Source organism: Lascolabacillus massiliensis (assembly GCF_001282625.1).
Lineage (GTDB): Bacteria > Bacteroidota > Bacteroidia > Bacteroidales > Dysgonomonadaceae > Proteiniphilum > Proteiniphilum massiliensis.
Genome location: NZ_CTEJ01000002.1, coordinates 700409 through 716461 on the forward strand (window position 1 = coordinate 700409; position 16053 = coordinate 716461).

The window sequence follows — 16053 nt, forward strand, 5'->3', positions numbered from 1 at the left end:
AGTATGCTAAAGAAAGAAGAGTTAGATAAGATTTCTGAATCGATAAGATTAGCAGAAAGCGACACCTCTGCCGAGATACGTGTTTACATTGCCAGGCATTGTAAGGGATCTCCTCTGGAGACTGCACATAAAGTATTTCATCAGCTTAAAATGGATGCAACTGAGTTGAGAAATGGTGTTCTTATCTACCTTTCACCATCAGATCACAAAGCTGCTATTTATGCAGATGAAGGCATTAATGCTATGATTGATGATTCTGATTTCTGGCAGGAAACTCTCGACTTGATGCTTTCCTATTTTAAAAAGGAGCTTATTACGGAAGGTGTCTGTAAAGGCGTTGGCAAGGTAGGAGAAGTTTTAAGATCATGTTTCCCGTTATTGGAGAACGACATAAACGAACTTGACAATGAGGTTATTATTGAAGAATAAATTTCTTCTTATTTTTACACTTTTACTACTCTCTATTGAGGTTACGGCCCAGGACATTCCGGACCCTATGGTTCCCTACCGTTTGGTGAATGACTTCGCCAATATATTCTCAGGTGCTGAATCGCAGGCGCTGGAGCAGAAGCTGCTTGCCTATAATGATTCTACTTCCACACAAATATATGTAATTACTGTGTCTGATCTTGGTGGTTATGCTGCCTCAGACTTCTCATTCCGACTAGGTGAAAAATGGGAAATAGGACAGAAAAGCAAAGATAATGGAGCAGTAATTCTAATTAAACCCAAAATAGGAAATAGCAGAGGTCAGGCCTTTATTGCAACCGGCTATGGTCTGGAAGCCAGAATTAATGATGCCTATGCAGGCAGGATTGTAAGGGACGTTATGATCCCCTACTTTATCGTAGATGACTATTTTGGTGGTGTAAATGCTGCTGTTGATGTGATGATTGAAAGACTTTCGGGTGAATATGTTGCGGAAGAGAGCGAAGCAGAAGAATTTCCCTGGGTTGCAGTTATTATAATTATTGCCGGAATAATTGTGATACTTGTTATCATAACCGGTGGAGGTGATCAGAATATTGGTGGCGGTGGTCACCACACGACAAACTTTCCTCCTATCTTTTTTCCTCCAATGTCAGGACGTCGCCGTGGTGGATTTGGCGATGGATTTGGCGGATTCGGAGGCGGAGGTTTTGGAGGAGGCTTCGGTGGCGGAGGAGGAGGTCGTTTTGGCGGTGGAGGAGCAGGTGGAAGCTGGTAAAATGAAAAGCAAACTTATAACGATCCTTGGACCAACTGCCAGTGGTAAAACTGCTTTTGCCGTGCAGCTTGCGTATAGGCTTAATGGTGAGATAATCAGTGCCGACTCTCGTCAGATCTACAGAAAAATGGATATTGGTACAGGTAAGGATCTATCGGAATACATTATCAATGATGTTACAATACCCTATCATCTTATAGATATACGTGAACCAGGCGATAAATATACACTATTCGATTATCAGCACGATTTCCATAAAGTGTACGAAGATATATTGTCAAGGGGCAAAACACCTATTCTATGCGGTGGAACCGGACTATACATCGAATCAGTTCTAAAAGGATATAACCTTCCTGATGTACCTGCAAATCCTGAGCTTAGAGAGTCGCTTCAACATCGGTCGCTTGAAGAACTGACCGAGATTCTTAAAAGTTATCGTTCTCTGCATAATACCACAGATACAGATACAAAAAAGCGTGCAATACGTGCTATTGAGATTGCTGATTTTCAATCGAAACAGGATCTCTCCAAACTTGAGTTCCCACCACTTGAAAGTATAATTCTAGGATTGAATATTGAGAGAGAACTTCGTAGGGAAAAGATTTCAAAAAGATTAAAGGCGAGATTAGAGGAGGGAATGATTAAAGAGGTGGAGGGTATTCTTAATTCTGGAGTCTCTGCAGAAGATCTGATATATTATGGACTAGAATATAAATTTGTTACACTATATGTAACAGGTGAGATAAGCTATGATGAGATGTATAGAGGTCTTGAGATTGCAATTCACCAGTTTGCGAAACGGCAGATGACCTGGTTTAGAGGAATGGAACGAAGAGGATTCACAATAAACTGGATAGATGTAACTCTCCCAATTGAGAAAAAGCTTGAAGAATCCCTAAAATTGATTGAGTATATTCCAACTCAACAAGAAAAATAAAATGCAATATTTTTTTTGAATTAAGATATATATTTGTTGTTTATCAATAAATATATATTATTTTTGTGTCATATTACTTTAGTTCTCTAAGATAATGGTAAAATGATAAAAAAGAATAATCATGAAAAAGAAATCAACTTTTTTCCTTCAGGCTGTAATTGTAATTATCGCTCTCCTTTCAATAACTGCTCTGATATGGTTTCCTTTAGTTGAAGGGCGGGCAGAAAATTTAGACCTGCTTCATGTTTATATTGATCCACTCATTTTGTATGTTTATGCATCATCAATAATTTACTTTGTTGCATTATACAAAGCCTTCAAACTACTTGGTTATATAGGAGAAAACAGTATATTCTCTATAAATGCGGTAAAGGCTTTAAGAAGTATAAAATATTGTGCAATAGCAATAAGTATACTGATTGTTGGTGGTGGACTATATATAAAAATATTTCATCCTGAAGAGGATGACCCTGCAGGCTTTATAGTACTATGCTTTGTGGCCGCAATTGTTTCTGTAGTCGTGGCAACTGCAGCTGCAATATTTGAGAAACTTCTACAAAATGCTATCGATATAAAATCTGAAAATGAATTAACTATCTAAGCTATGCCAATAATTGTAAACTTAGACGTGATGATGGCAAAGAGAAAAATCTCTCTTAATGAACTATCTGAAAGAGTTGGTTTAACGTTATCCAACCTTTCTATACTGAAGACAGGAAAGGCTAAAGCAATTCGTTTTAGTACACTGGAAGCAATCTGCAAAGCTTTGGAGTGTCAGCCGGGTGATATCCTGGAATATACAAATGATTAAAATATCAATCACTCAATTTTTAATGTTCTGTGAAATTTGAATACATTTTTTGTATTTTTGTGATCGGTCCATTCCCTAAACTACATAAACCGATTATAAATGATAAAAGGAAAATTCCCAAACGATAAGTTCGAACAACTTGAAACTCCGTTCTACTATTATGATATGGAGTTGCTTCGCAAAACATTGATAGCAATAACAAAAGAAACTGAAAATAAACCATTTCATGTACACTATGCATTAAAAGCAAATTTTAATCCAATAATACTGAAGGAGATTGCATCATTTGGATTTGGAGCCGACTGCGTAAGTGGAAATGAAATACTCAGAGCAATAGAGTGTGGATTTGATCCTTCAAAAATTGCTTTTGCAGGAGTTGGAAAAACAGATAAAGAGATAAATATTGGTCTGGACAACAACATCTTCTGTTTTAACGTAGAGTCAATTCCTGAAATTGAAGTAATAAACAAACTTGCAGAAAAAAAGGGAAAGATTGCATCCGTGGCTTTGAGAATAAATCCTAATGTAGATGCCAGAACACATAAATATATTACCACAGGACTTTACGAGAATAAGTTTGGCATTAATGAGCAGGATCTTCCCAATACCATCCAGACTGTAAAATCATCACCAAATATTAAACTTATAGGAATACATTTTCATATAGGTTCACAAATCACTGATCTCACATCATTTGAGGATTTATGTGTTAAGGTAAAAAGTATTCGTAACTGGTTTAAACAGGAAGGAATTGACCTGCCTGTTTTGAATGTTGGTGGAGGACTGGGTATAAATTACCAGCACCCTAATCATTTTCCAATGGCTGACTTTGAATCATATTTCAGACTTTTTGAAAAATATCTTGATTTGTGGGAAAATCAGACCCTGCATTTTGAGTTGGGAAGGTCGGTAGTTGCCCCCTGCGGATCGCTGATTAGTCGCGCTGTCTTCATTAAAGAGGGAATAAAAAAGAATTTTCTTATCATTGATGCAGGTATGACTGACCTGATCCGACCGGCTCTCTACCAAGCTTTTCACCATATAGAAAATATCAGTTCAGATGAAGAATACACCCCGTATGATGTTGTAGGACCAATTTGTGAGTCAAGTGATATGTTTGCCGAACAAATTATGCTAAACCGTTCTAAAAGAGGTGATCTGATTGCAATAAGATCTGCGGGTGCTTATGGAGAAACAATGGTATCCAGGTATAATTGCAGGGATCTGCCGGCTTCATATTTTTCAGACACATTATAATCTTATCTGTTCATATTTGCTTAGAAAATTGATATAAAATGGAATTTATTTTTTCTTATATTGCCCAATTCTCTATATACGAATGGATTATGGGGGCTTTTCTTCTTTTTTTCTTTTTAACACTTTTGTGTTATAATCTCACTGTATATAGAAAGCCGTACAAATATGAGATGAAAAGAGAAGAGATATCTGTTGATGACAGCAATCTGCCCGGAATTTCAGTAATAATAAGTTCGAAAAACGATTCAGTACAGTTAGAGAAGAATCTTCCATTTATATTAGAGCAGGATTATCCCAACTTTGAAGTGATAGTTGTTAATTGTGGGTCAACAGATGAAACAGATACTGTTTTAAAGGCTGCTTCACTTAAATATCCTCGGCTTTATCACACATTCATACCTCCTGAAGCTGATGAGATTAATGAAAAGAAACTGGCATTGACTGTGGGTATAAAAGCTGCAAAGTATGATTATCTTCTTTTTACTGAATCATACTGCAGACCTTGTTCTTCGGAATGGATAAGGGAGTTTGGCAAGCAATTTACACGAGGTAAGGATATTATACTTGGTTATAGCAATCTGCTTTTACCTAAGAAAATTATGCGGGGCAGCTTTATAAGGTATGACAATCTGATTCACCAGATTAAATTTTTATCAAGGGCCATTTCACGCAAACCATTTATGGGAACAGGAAGAAACATGGCATATAAAAAAGAGCTGTTTTTCTCCAACAAAGGCTTTTCATCTATTTTGGGAATTGATGGTGGAGAGGATGATCTCTTTATAAACCGTATAGCAAATAAAAGAAATACAGATGTTGTAGTTTCCACTAAGAGTATAACCGAGACAGACAGCGTGGAGAACTTCTCAACCTGGAGATCATTTAAATCAAAGCATCTCTATACAAAACAGCTTTACAAGGGGTTTTCTCACCTGTTTTTTGGGTTTGAAAATTTCTCAAAATACTCATTTGCCCTTTTATTTATATCATCAATATTATTGTCTGTCTATACTACTAACTATATTTTGCTTGGTTCGGCTATTCTGCTTTTTTTACTACTCCTCTTTATCAGAATATCTGTAATCAATAAAAACAGTAAGCAATTTGGTTCAGGCAAATTTAACATCCGGCTGCTTATATTTGACCTACTGCAACCAATAAGTAATCAACGTTTTACAAAATATGCCAATAGTCGAAATCGCGCCATTTTGTCAGTAAAGAAGTGGTATAAATAGTTACTTTTAAGGTTAAAACGGGTTAATCCGATTTTTATTCAGTTAAAAGTGTTAAAAGCTAGTCCTGTAAAAATAAAATTGTATATTATTTGCGTTATATTTGGTGTAATAGAGTTATAAGTATTAATTAACTAGGATATGAATACAAATAAAACAAAAAATGTACTTTTCATTGTACTGATAGCAGTTGTAAGTTCTGTAGTTACTTTACTTGGATATAATGTAATAAACAGAAATAGTGTTGCTAACACTTCAGGCAATACAGTAACTTCTGAAGAGATTGGAGCTTACTCAGCAACTTTTGATCAGAACAAAAATGTTGTCCTTACCAATCTTACAACTTCAGATGGATACCCTGATTTTACAGAAGCAGCAAAAAGATCAGTTGACGGTGTTGTACACGTAAAAACCAAGACTGTTAGTCAGCAGCAATACATCAATCCATTCGATTTTTTCTTTGGATTTGGTGATCGCATGCCCTCTCAGCCTCGCGAAAGAGTTGGTTTTGGTTCAGGTGTTATCATCTCAAGTGATGGATATATAATCACAAATAACCACGTAGTAGAAAACGCAAATGAGGTTTCTGTATCACTTAATGATAACAGAGAGTTCATAGCTAAGGTTATTGGAACGGATCCACAGAGCGACATCGCTCTTATTAAGATAGAAGGCGATGATTTCCCATACCTGACGTTTGGAAATTCAGACGAGCTACAGGTTGGAGAATGGGTACTTGCAGTAGGGAACCCATTTAATCTTACATCAACAGTAACAGCCGGTATAGTAAGTGCCAAAAACAGAAGCAATGTGATGAATGGAGGTATTCAGTCGTTCATCCAGGTTGACGCTGCTGTAAACCCCGGGAACAGTGGTGGAGCACTAGTAAATACAAGAGGAGAATTAGTTGGTATAAACACTGCTATATTCTCTCAGACAGGTAATTTCACCGGATATGCTTTTGCAGTACCAATTTCAATTGCAGGCAAGGTTGCTGCAGACTTAAAGGAATATGGAGCAGTACAACGTGCATACCTCGGAATTCAGGTACCTAACATTGAGAATATCAGACGTGATGATCCTGAAAGGGCTAGAGAATTATCACAAATATCAGGAGTTTTAGTTGAAGATTTCTCTGACAGAAGTGCAGCTAAAGCTGCTGGAATAGAGAAAGGAGATATAATTACTGAAATAAACAATGTACCTATCCGTAATTTTGGAGAACTGCAGAATCAGCTGAACAGATACAGACCAGGTGACAAAATAACTGTTACAGCAAAAAGAAATAACAGGGAACATAAGTTCAACATTGAACTCAAGAATGATGAAGGCAATACTGAAATTACACGCAGTACAGATGCCCTGAGTCAGCTTGGAGCAACATTCAGTCAAATTTCCAGCGAAAGAAAAGCAAAACTTGGAATCTCAAGTGGTATTGAAGTTGCAACTGTTGAACCCAGCGGTTTATTCAGAAAAGAGGGTATTAACAAAGGATTTATCATTATGAGGATAAACAATACTCCTGTAAACACGGAAAATGATATAAAATCTATAGTTGCTTCTACTCAAAACAGACAGGATAAAGTACTATTGATCGCAGGCTTTTATCCCAATGGTAGAACACAATACATTGCTATCGATCTGTCCGGACAATAAATCATTAAGTTAAGCAAAGTTAATTCAGGCTTTTTAAGTAACAAAATCAGATCTATAAATGTTTCTATGCAAAGGAAATCGGGATTGATTCGGCTTCCTTTGCTTTAGTTTTTATACTATTGCATTCATTACTTGTGGGATGATAAAAATATTTTGTATTTTTGCACCCCCCAAAGTGTTTTAATAAGAAAATATTCAGAAGGATAAGATATAGATGAGACAATTAAAAATTACAAAATCGATCACTAATCGTGAGAGTGCTTCTTTAGATAAATATTTGCAGGAAATAGGTCGCGAAGACCTGATCACTGTGGAAGAAGAAGTGGAGTTGGCGCAAGCTATTAAAAAGGGTGACCGCCAGGCATTGGAAAAACTAACCAGAGCTAACCTCAGATTTGTGGTTTCAGTAGCAAAACAGTACCAGAATCAGGGGTTGAGTTTACCTGACTTGATTAACGAAGGCAACCTTGGGTTGATAAAAGCTGCTGAGAAGTTTGATGAAACCAGAGGTTTTAAATTTATCAGTTATGCAGTATGGTGGATTCGTCAGTCGATTCTACAAGCACTTGCTGAACAATCACGTATTGTGAGACTACCTTTAAATCAGGTTGGTTCACTTAATAAAATCAGCAAAGCTTTTCAAAAATTTGAACAGGAAAACGAACGCCGTCCTTCCGCTGAGGAGCTTTCTGCTGTTCTGGATATACCTGTGGATAAGGTAACCGACTCATTAAAGGTATCAGGTAGACATATCTCAATGGATGCACCATTTGTAGAAGGTGAAGATAACAGTTTGTTAGATGTACTCGTAAATGATGATGCACCGGTAGCCGACAGGACACTCATAAATGAATCACTTCAAAAAGAGATTGACAGAGCTCTATCTACACTAACCGAAAGAGAGAGTGATATCATTAAGATGTTTTTTGGCATTGGATGCCAGGAAATGACACTTGAAGAAATTGGTGATAAATTCCAACTAACCCGTGAGCGTGTTAGACAAATAAAAGAAAAAGCTATTCGCAGGCTAAGACAAGACTCAAGGAGCAAATTGCTGAAAAGCTACCTGGGTTGATAAATCTTTACTTAAAGAAATAAATGTAGAAAAATCACCCATTATCTCTGTTTTTTGAAGATTTTTTACACAAAAAGGGATAAATGTGAAAATTAAGTTTTATATTTGCGTTTAATAGTTTTAATGTTAAGTTAAATGCATGGCTATTAAGGTTTAATTATGGAACTATATTAGTTTTCATTAATTTTTCCGAACTTTTTTATAACGGGAGTGTTATAAATAATACTTTATAAAGTGGTTCTGCATTGAAGTACAGAAGCACCATGACAAAAAAATATCGAGTTATTGTAATAAAAAATGTTTAATTAGAATTGAAAATTTATGAAAAAGTTTAGTTTACTTTTATTTACTGCTCTTGTTGCGTTTAGCATAAGTGCACAAGAAGTACAAAACGTTTCTCAAGGTACCGTGTATCTGAAAAACAAAGCAAGTGACAATTGGTACATCGGTCTAGGTGGCGGAACCAACATTTATATGACTCAGGGTGAAAATGACGCTGATGCAAGTTTCGGAGACCGTTTAGGCTGGATGGGTCAACTTGAGGTTGGTCGTTGGAATTCTCCAAACTGGGGAGCTCGTTTAGTAGTTGATGGTGGTAACATTGCTCACGTAGCAGCAGGTATCCCAGCAGAACAAAACTGGCTAGGCGGACACGTTGACTTGATGTACAATATTATTAACGCTTGGGGTTCTTACAATCCTGACAGAGTATACAGTCTGATTCCTTATTTAGGTATTGGTTACATGTATGGACTTGATGAAGATTGGAAAAAACCAAACCCTGATGGTGATCTTTTCAAAGGTCAGAATCAAACACTTACTTACAATGTTGGTTTAATCAACAACTTCCAGGTTTCAAAAAGCGTAGGTATTTTTGTTGAATTAGGCTGGAGAGTTTTACAAGAATCATTTGATGGTTCACCAGTAAGTGGTGATTATGAATATGACAGCATGTTCACAGGAACTGCAGGTATCAAATTTGGTTTAGGTGGCAAACAGGATTTCACACCAGCTGAACTTATGGATTACAACCTGATCAACGACCTGAACAGCCAGATTAACAGACTTCGTGCTGAAAACGAACAGCTGAGACAGAGACCAGAATCTTGCCCAGAATGTCCAGAAGTACAGCCAGTTGTTAATGAAGCAGTTTATGTACCTAACGTAGTATTCTTCCGTATTAACTCTGCAAAAATTGACAGAGGTCAGCAAGTAAGTGTATACAACACTGCTGAATACATGAAGGCTAACCCAGATGCAAAAGTAAACATCGTTGCTTATGCTGACAAACAGACTGGTACACCTGCATACAACTTCGCACTTTCTGAAAAACGTGCAAGAGCCGTTGCTGATGCACTTATCAACGAGTACGGAATTGACAGCGATCGTATCTCAATTGACTGGAAAGGTGACACTGAACAGCCATATGCAGAAAACGACTGGAACCGTGTAGCAATTTTCTTCGTTGACTAATCAACAAGATTATATAAATAAAAAAAGCATCTCGTACGAGATGCTTTTTTTATGCTTGATATTAAACTATCTATTCATTAACAGGTTATATGAGATAAGTTGAACAAAGCTAAATAATAGATTATTCCTTTATATAAACACGTTTCACACGTGGAGAAACAGAAGTAAGTATTTCATACGGGATTGTTCCAATACTCTCGGCTAAATCAGTAACCGGTAACCCTTCTCCGAACAGTACAACAGTATCACCCTCTTCTGCTTTTATATCGGTAACATCAACCATAGAGAGGTCCATACATACATTTCCCACAATAGGTGCATACTGCCCGTTTATAAGTACTTTACCTTTTCTATTGCCAAACTGTCGGTCCATACCATCTGCATATCCAAATCTTATTGTAGCGATCCGGGCATCATGGTCCAGCTTTTCCTTTCTACCGTAACCAATGGTCTCATTACTTGATATCTTTTTAATCTGCAGTATTGTGCTTTTTAAAGTGCAAACATTCTTGAGTCCGGAAAGACCACTTGGGCTGACACCATACAGACCGATACCCAATCGTGCCATATCCCACTCATAGTCATTAAAACGCTCAATACCTGCAGAGTTAAGTATATGTTTATGCACACTGTATCCAAGTTCATTCTCAATTTTTTGTGCAGCGGCTCTGAAAGTTTCCATCTGCTGATGTGTGAAATCATCGAAAGACCAACTCTCACTGGCTGAGAGGTGTGAAAATATGGAGCTAACCCTAAGCCCCTTCTGCTTCTTTAGAGTCTCAACAAGCTCCTCTATTTGCTCAGGAAGGAACCCCAGGCGATGCATACCTGTATCTATTTTCAGGTGAATTGGATAATTAGTTATACCGCTTCTTTCTGAATTATTTATAAAACTCTCAAGTATGCGCATATTATAAACTTCTGGCTCCAGATTATTCGTAATCAGCTCTTCAAAGCCATTTACCTCTGGATTGAGAACTATTATTGGAAGTGATATACCTTCATTTCTAAGTGTGACTGCCTCCTCTGCCACAGCAACTGCGAGATAATCGCATCTATGATACTGCAGAGTCTTTGCTATTTCTACGGCTCCTGCACCATATGCATTGGCTTTGACCATACATACCAGCTTTACATTGGAGTTGAGCTTAGATTTATAGAAATTAAAATTGTGCACCACTGCATCAAGATCAACCTCAAGTACGGTTTCATGAATTCTCTCTTCCAGAATATTGTTGATTCTTTCGAAGTTAAATCTCCTTGCACCTTTAAGAAGAATCAGCTCATCCCGAAATGAGTCTTGAATACATGACTTGAGAAAATCATCAGTAGTTAAGAAGAAAGTTTTATCAGGCATTGTGAACAGATCAGCATTTGCAAGAATATCTTTTCCAATACCTATTATTCTTTCTATCCCACTCTGCTCTGCCATGTCAGCAACTCTTTTATAAAGTCGCTTTGGTGGAACACCCGACTGAAGAATATCTGACAGGATAAGAGTTTTTTTTAATTTACGATCCATTTTACGCTGATGCTGAAAATCAAGAGCAATCTTGATTGAGTTCACATCAGAGTTATAGCTGTCATTTATGATTAGTGAACCATGCTTGCCTTTACGGACATCAAGTCTCATCGCAACAGGCTCAAGTGTACTCATACGTTCTGAAATCTCATTGGGTGACACATGAAGATATAGTGCAATTGCAAGACAATTAATTGCATTTTCTATTGATGCATCATCTATGAAAGGTATTTCAAAGCTGTAGTAGAAATTCAGGAATGAATATTCAATCTTAGTGCTATTTTCTAATTTCTCAATATCTGAAATAAAAAGATGAGCTTCTCTGTTTTTTCTTGACCATGAGAAGGTCTTCTGAGATAGCACTTTAAGGTCGACACAACTACTCACCAGTTCATTGTCCTCATCATAAACAAAGACCTCACAATTTTTGAAGAGCTCAAGTTTCTCGAGAGTTTTCTGCTGAAGTGAGTCGAAATTTTCCTGATGTGCATCCCCTATTTTAGTTAACACCCCAATAGTAGGTCTGATTATTGGTTCCAGGTTCTCCATTTCGTCAGGTTTGGATATCCCCGCTTCAAATATTCCCAGTTCTGCATCATTATCGAGTTGCCATACCGAAAGTGGTACTCCTATCTGAGAGTTGTAACTTCTTGGGGAACGAACAATATTATAATCTTTTTCCAATAACTGATATAACCACTCTTTAACAACTGTTTTACCATTACTTCCGGTTATACCTATAATAGGTATATTAAATTTTGATCTGTGATGCTGAGCCAGCTTTTGTAATGCAGACAGGCAATTCCTTACTTTGAAAAAGTTTGCACCTTTGAGATCTTTCCATTCGTTTCGTTGTTTGGAAACAACAAAATTACGCACCCCCGATGCATACAATTCACTTATATAATTGTGAGCATCGTTATTCTTTGATTCCAGAGCAAAAAAGAGAGTCTTTGATGGGTCTGTAATCTTTCTGCTATCCGTTAAGAGTGTGGTTATTTCGGAATAATTAAGATTACTTGATGAAACTCCAAGAGTAGATGCAATTTCTTTTATTTCGTATTTCATAAAAAAACATTCATTGTTTACAGTTAAACTAATCTCAATTATCTTGTGATTTCAGCAGAGATAACACATGATTAATCTCCTGTTCACAACTTAAAAAAGGATATTTCAGAGCAAAATCATTCATATTACTAACAGTCTTTTTTAGAAAATTCCTGTATGAGCTGGTAGCTGGAAACAAAGGTTTATGATTTACAGCCTTCATTATTTGCCCCCACTCCTTATTTATTGTCATTGTAATATCAGTAAAATAGGTCTTCGAAAACTGCTTCCATATATAATCTACAGCAAATGATGAAGGATGATTCATATCCTCTTCATAAAACCTGTAATCACGAAGCTCATCTAACATTATCTCATAAGCTGGGAAATAGTACATATCATCTATAAAATTACTAATTAACTTATCAATAGCAATATGTAAAATGGATTTACTGATTTGGTTTTCATGTGCACCATCTTTCCAGTGACGAATGGGACTTACCGTAAAAATAAACTTAAGTTTCGGATTAACACTTTTCAATACAGTGATCAGATTTATCCAATCTTCTGTTATCTCTTCAACTGTTAATCTGGCTCTAACAAAATTATCTGCTGGGAATTTGTGACAATTACTAACCACATCATTTCTCGCTTCTTCGACAGATTGATTTAATCGATATACATACGCTGTTCCGAAAGTAATAAAAAGCAGATCTGTTTTCTCTATAAAATCAGAAGCTTTATTAAATCTGTCTGATATGTTTTTAAGGCATATATCTTTATCAGTATCTGAAAAATTACCATGATGCATAAAGCTATGATACATTTCATTACCGAATACAAGATCAGATTTTGTGAACTCTGTTTTATCCAGGAGTCTTCTGATTGATGATGAGACAGACATGGGATTGTAGAGTATGCCAAATGGATTAACATCTACATTAAATTTGCTTTGTTGAAGTCTTATTCCTATATTTTCGGAAAAGCATGATCCAAACAGCATCATTTTAGAGGTATGATCAATTTTGAAGTCCACCTCAGGAATATGTATACGTGTTCTGAAATCCATCTCTTTATTTTTATCAATACAAAAATATAAATAAAGAGACCAATTAACTAATTGAAAGGATTATAAATTGTGAAACTTGAAAATGAGATTGAATGTGAGGAAGATGGTTTCTATAAAAAAGGAAAGGTTGTCTCACGACAACCAATCTTCATTGTTAACCTTAAATCTAATACCATGAAAAACACGTTGCAAATATAGTATGTTTTTTTATATCCTCCAAAACATTTGAAAGAAAAAACTCTACATTTTACACAGTTTAACCATTAAAAAGATGATTAAACAGAATTTTGTTAGTCTATGTTGGTTTTTTATATAATTTTGATTATTCTACATACAAAACTAAACCTTTTAGATACTCCCCTTCTGGGTGATAAATGTTAATTGGGTGATCTGCAGGTTGAGTAAGTTGGTGAAGAATTTGTACTTTTCTACCGCTTATTGCTGCAGCACTGAAAACTGCCAGGCGGAATTGCTCTTTGGAGATAACCTGGGAACATGAAAACGTAAATAGAATACCTCCCTTAGCGATTTTTGCGAATGCTGAATGATTCAGCTTTTTATATCCCTGAAGTGCATTATTAACAGCTCCTCTATGTTTAGCGAAAGCAGGAGGATCAAGTACAATCAGATCATATTTACCATCGGGTATTTCATTTAAAAACCTGAATGCATCTTCCGAATATGAATTATGACGCGGTTCATCGCCAAAATTTAGTTGCACATTATTATCTGTGATCGATATTGCTTTAGAAGAGCTGTCAACAGAATCCACTACTACAGCACCACCTCTGAGTGCATATACAGAAAATCCACCTGTATAACTAAACATATTAAGTACGGTGCGACCATGTGAGTATTTTTCGAGAAGAGTGCGATTCTCTCTCTGATCAATAAAGAAACCTGTTTTTTGCCCCTTTAGCCAGTCAATTTTGAATTTCAGTCCATTTTCAACCGCAATATCATCAACATCTGCTCCACCAAAAATATATGAATCTTCCGGATCAATATCAGCTTTAAAAGGCAAGGTCCCTTCTGATTTATAAAATATATTTTTAAGATTATCAGAACCATAAACAGCTCTCAATGCTTCTGAGATTTTCTCTCTGTCACTGTGCATTCCTACAGAGTGAGCCTGCAACACTGCAGTATTACCGTATATATCAATTATTAATCCCGGAAGATTATCTCCTTCACCATGAACAAGGCGGTATGTATTATTTTCAGAATTAATTAATCCGATATGTTTACGCATTTTATAGGCTTCAGAAAGACGCTCTATGTAGTAATCTACATTTATAACAACATCTTTAAACGATAAAATACGAACTGAGATACTCCCTATCTGATAATGCCCTACACCAAGAAATTCTTTTTCATGTGACAACACTTTGACTATCTCGCCTTCCTCTATTTCTTTGGATTTATATGCTACTGCACCTGAAAACACCCATGGATGAAATCTTTTTAAAAATTCATCTTTTTTGGGTTTCAGAACAACTTCTTTGTAGGTATTCATATGAATTATATATTTAATTTATTGGAGTATTATCTATTGTTTCTTTCTATTGTTATTCTTCTTAGATTGAGTTAGATAATTATATATTTTCAGACAAGCCCAGGCATCTATGGCGGCATAGGACTGTTGTGCCGGAGTTAATTCAGCTGCTTCCCAGTTAGAAAGTCTCTGACTTTTTGATATTTTTTTTCCAAATATGATTGCATAAATCTTTTGCAGGCTGTTATCTTCTATACCAAACTTATCTACAAAAAGTTGAAGGTCGATGAAGTTTTGTGGTTTCTTTCCAGTTCTTTTACGCAGTGCGGCAAAATCATCTCTAAGAGAAAGTCCAATTTTCTTAACTGACTCATTACACAATAACTTCTCAAGTGATTCCGGGTAGCCAATTTTATTAAGCCTGAATAAAAAACACTCATCTTCTGTTGCAAGCTGAAGCAAGGCAACATTATTAACCTGACCGCGTTTAAAAGCAGGCTTAGTTTCGGTATCGAATCCCAGAGCAGATTTAGTAGAAAGATATGCAACAGCATTGTCTACTTCAGCCGGATGATCTATAACATAAATTTCTCCTTCAAAATTTACCTTTTCCAACTCTGCCAACTCCTGTTTAGTAATAGTTAATCCCACGAATCCTCCATATTTAAGAAATCATCATAATCTTCATTTTCAAACTCTCTGCTTTTGATTGAATGTAATGGGCGTAAAACATTTACAAGCTTTTGTCCCCAATATGTGCGAAAATTTACAGTGCAGATATTTATTGCACTCTGCATCTGCTCTGTGAGCTCCATCTGATATACAGAAACAAAATTCCTTACATCCTGATAAATATCAGCAATGTTTTCAGAAACAGTAGCAGAAATAGGTCTTTCGCTATACTTCATTTCATCCATAAAAACATCAAGATAAACATCCTCTTCTCCCATAATTTCACTTATCGTATAAACAACCCTTGCATAATCTTCTTCACGAACGAAAGGTGCAGGCGGCTCCTCAAAAGTTTCTATTGTATCCGGGAGCATAGATGCCTTCATATACATAAGTGGAAGAATTTTAAGCATTTTGTCGATCCATTCTGAACGAGAAAGCTTTTCTTCTGCCTCAAGATATGAACAAAAATTGACTGCCACAGTCAGAAATTCAATTACGTTTTTATCATAAATTATTTCATCTATGTCACGTTTTTTCATATTATAAAAATTCATTAAGATGTCATTTGGTCAACCATCTGTATGAACAAAAGTACAT

Annotated in this window: 15 protein-coding genes; 10 read left to right on the forward strand and 5 right to left on the reverse strand. The window is 36.2% G+C overall.

From position 1 onward, the window contains the following. The first annotated feature begins 3 nt into the window (after nucleotides 1-3). The 10 genes from BN1354_RS07705 to BN1354_RS07750 all read left to right on the forward strand — a co-directional run bounded on the left by BN1354_RS07705 (nucleotide 4) and on the right by BN1354_RS07750 (nucleotide 9648). Nucleotides 4-429 carry a TPM domain-containing protein gene (locus BN1354_RS07705; protein ID WP_045089000.1) on the forward strand — a complete coding sequence of 142 codons (426 nt, stop codon included), beginning with the start codon at nucleotides 4-6 and terminating at the stop codon, nucleotides 427-429. Then, complete coding sequence (locus tag BN1354_RS07710) at nucleotides 407-1207, forward strand: TPM domain-containing protein (RefSeq protein ID WP_045088999.1); 801 nt, start codon at nucleotides 407-409, stop codon at nucleotides 1205-1207. The genes BN1354_RS07705 and BN1354_RS07710 overlap by 23 nt, the downstream gene beginning before the upstream one ends. Before the next feature lies 1 nt (nucleotide 1208). Then, nucleotides 1209-2144, forward strand: a complete 936-nt coding sequence (gene miaA / locus BN1354_RS07715) for a tRNA (adenosine(37)-N6)-dimethylallyltransferase MiaA (protein ID WP_053826757.1) — start codon at nucleotides 1209-1211, stop codon at nucleotides 2142-2144. A gap of 121 nt (nucleotides 2145-2265) precedes the next feature. Next, nucleotides 2266-2745 carry a DUF2975 domain-containing protein gene (locus tag BN1354_RS07720; RefSeq protein WP_045088997.1) on the forward strand — a complete coding sequence of 160 codons (480 nt, stop codon included), beginning with the start codon at nucleotides 2266-2268 and terminating at the stop codon, nucleotides 2743-2745. Between the two features lie 3 nt (nucleotides 2746-2748). Continuing rightward, nucleotides 2749-2955: a helix-turn-helix domain-containing protein gene (locus BN1354_RS07725; RefSeq protein ID WP_053826758.1), complete on the forward strand. Its 207-nt coding sequence runs from the start codon at nucleotides 2749-2751 to the stop codon at nucleotides 2953-2955. A 99-nt stretch (nucleotides 2956-3054) separates the two neighbouring features. After that, nucleotides 3055-4212 (forward strand): diaminopimelate decarboxylase, encoded by a 1158-nt coding sequence (lysA, locus tag BN1354_RS07730; RefSeq protein WP_053826759.1) that lies wholly within the window; start codon nucleotides 3055-3057, stop codon nucleotides 4210-4212. Nucleotides 4213-4250: 38 nt separating this feature from the next. After that, on the forward strand, nucleotides 4251-5447 hold the full coding sequence (locus BN1354_RS07735) for a glycosyltransferase (RefSeq protein WP_053826760.1): 1197 nt from the start codon (nucleotides 4251-4253) through the stop codon (nucleotides 5445-5447). Nucleotides 5448-5585: 138 nt separating this feature from the next. Then, nucleotides 5586-7100, forward strand: coding sequence for a Do family serine endopeptidase (locus BN1354_RS07740; protein WP_053826761.1), 1515 nt, complete (start codon nucleotides 5586-5588; stop codon nucleotides 7098-7100). A 214-nt stretch (nucleotides 7101-7314) separates the two neighbouring features. After that, nucleotides 7315-8175 (forward strand): sigma-70 family RNA polymerase sigma factor, encoded by an 861-nt coding sequence (locus tag BN1354_RS07745; RefSeq protein ID WP_045088993.1) that lies wholly within the window; start codon nucleotides 7315-7317, stop codon nucleotides 8173-8175. 321 nt (nucleotides 8176-8496) lie between these two features. Continuing rightward, nucleotides 8497-9648, forward strand: a complete 1152-nt coding sequence (locus BN1354_RS07750; RefSeq protein ID WP_045088992.1) for an OmpA family protein — start codon at nucleotides 8497-8499, stop codon at nucleotides 9646-9648. Nucleotides 9649-9769: 121 nt separating this feature from the next. On the opposite strand, the gene BN1354_RS07755 is transcribed toward BN1354_RS07750, so the two are convergent. From BN1354_RS07755 to BN1354_RS07775, 5 genes are all read right to left on the reverse strand, one after another. Continuing rightward, the gene (locus BN1354_RS07755) at nucleotides 9770-12238 is read right to left on the reverse strand and encodes a bifunctional UDP-N-acetylmuramoyl-tripeptide:D-alanyl-D-alanine ligase/alanine racemase (RefSeq protein WP_053826762.1); all 2469 of its coding nucleotides are present in this window, start codon (nucleotides 12236-12238) and stop codon (nucleotides 9770-9772) included. A 34-nt stretch (nucleotides 12239-12272) separates the two neighbouring features. Further along, the gene (locus BN1354_RS07760) at nucleotides 12273-13286 is read right to left on the reverse strand and encodes a GSCFA domain-containing protein (RefSeq protein WP_053826763.1); all 1014 of its coding nucleotides are present in this window, start codon (nucleotides 13284-13286) and stop codon (nucleotides 12273-12275) included. Between the two features lie 322 nt (nucleotides 13287-13608). Beyond that, the gene (locus BN1354_RS07765; protein ID WP_053826764.1) at nucleotides 13609-14802 is read right to left on the reverse strand and encodes a class I SAM-dependent rRNA methyltransferase; all 1194 of its coding nucleotides are present in this window, start codon (nucleotides 14800-14802) and stop codon (nucleotides 13609-13611) included. Between the two features lie 33 nt (nucleotides 14803-14835). Next, nucleotides 14836-15432 carry a 3'-5' exonuclease gene (locus BN1354_RS07770; protein ID WP_045088988.1) on the reverse strand — a complete coding sequence of 199 codons (597 nt, stop codon included), beginning with the start codon at nucleotides 15430-15432 and terminating at the stop codon, nucleotides 14836-14838. Continuing rightward, nucleotides 15423-15995 carry a DUF5063 domain-containing protein gene (locus BN1354_RS07775; RefSeq protein WP_053827243.1) on the reverse strand — a complete coding sequence of 191 codons (573 nt, stop codon included), beginning with the start codon at nucleotides 15993-15995 and terminating at the stop codon, nucleotides 15423-15425. The genes BN1354_RS07770 and BN1354_RS07775 overlap by 10 nt, the downstream gene beginning before the upstream one ends. Nucleotides 15996-16053 lie beyond the last annotated feature (58 nt).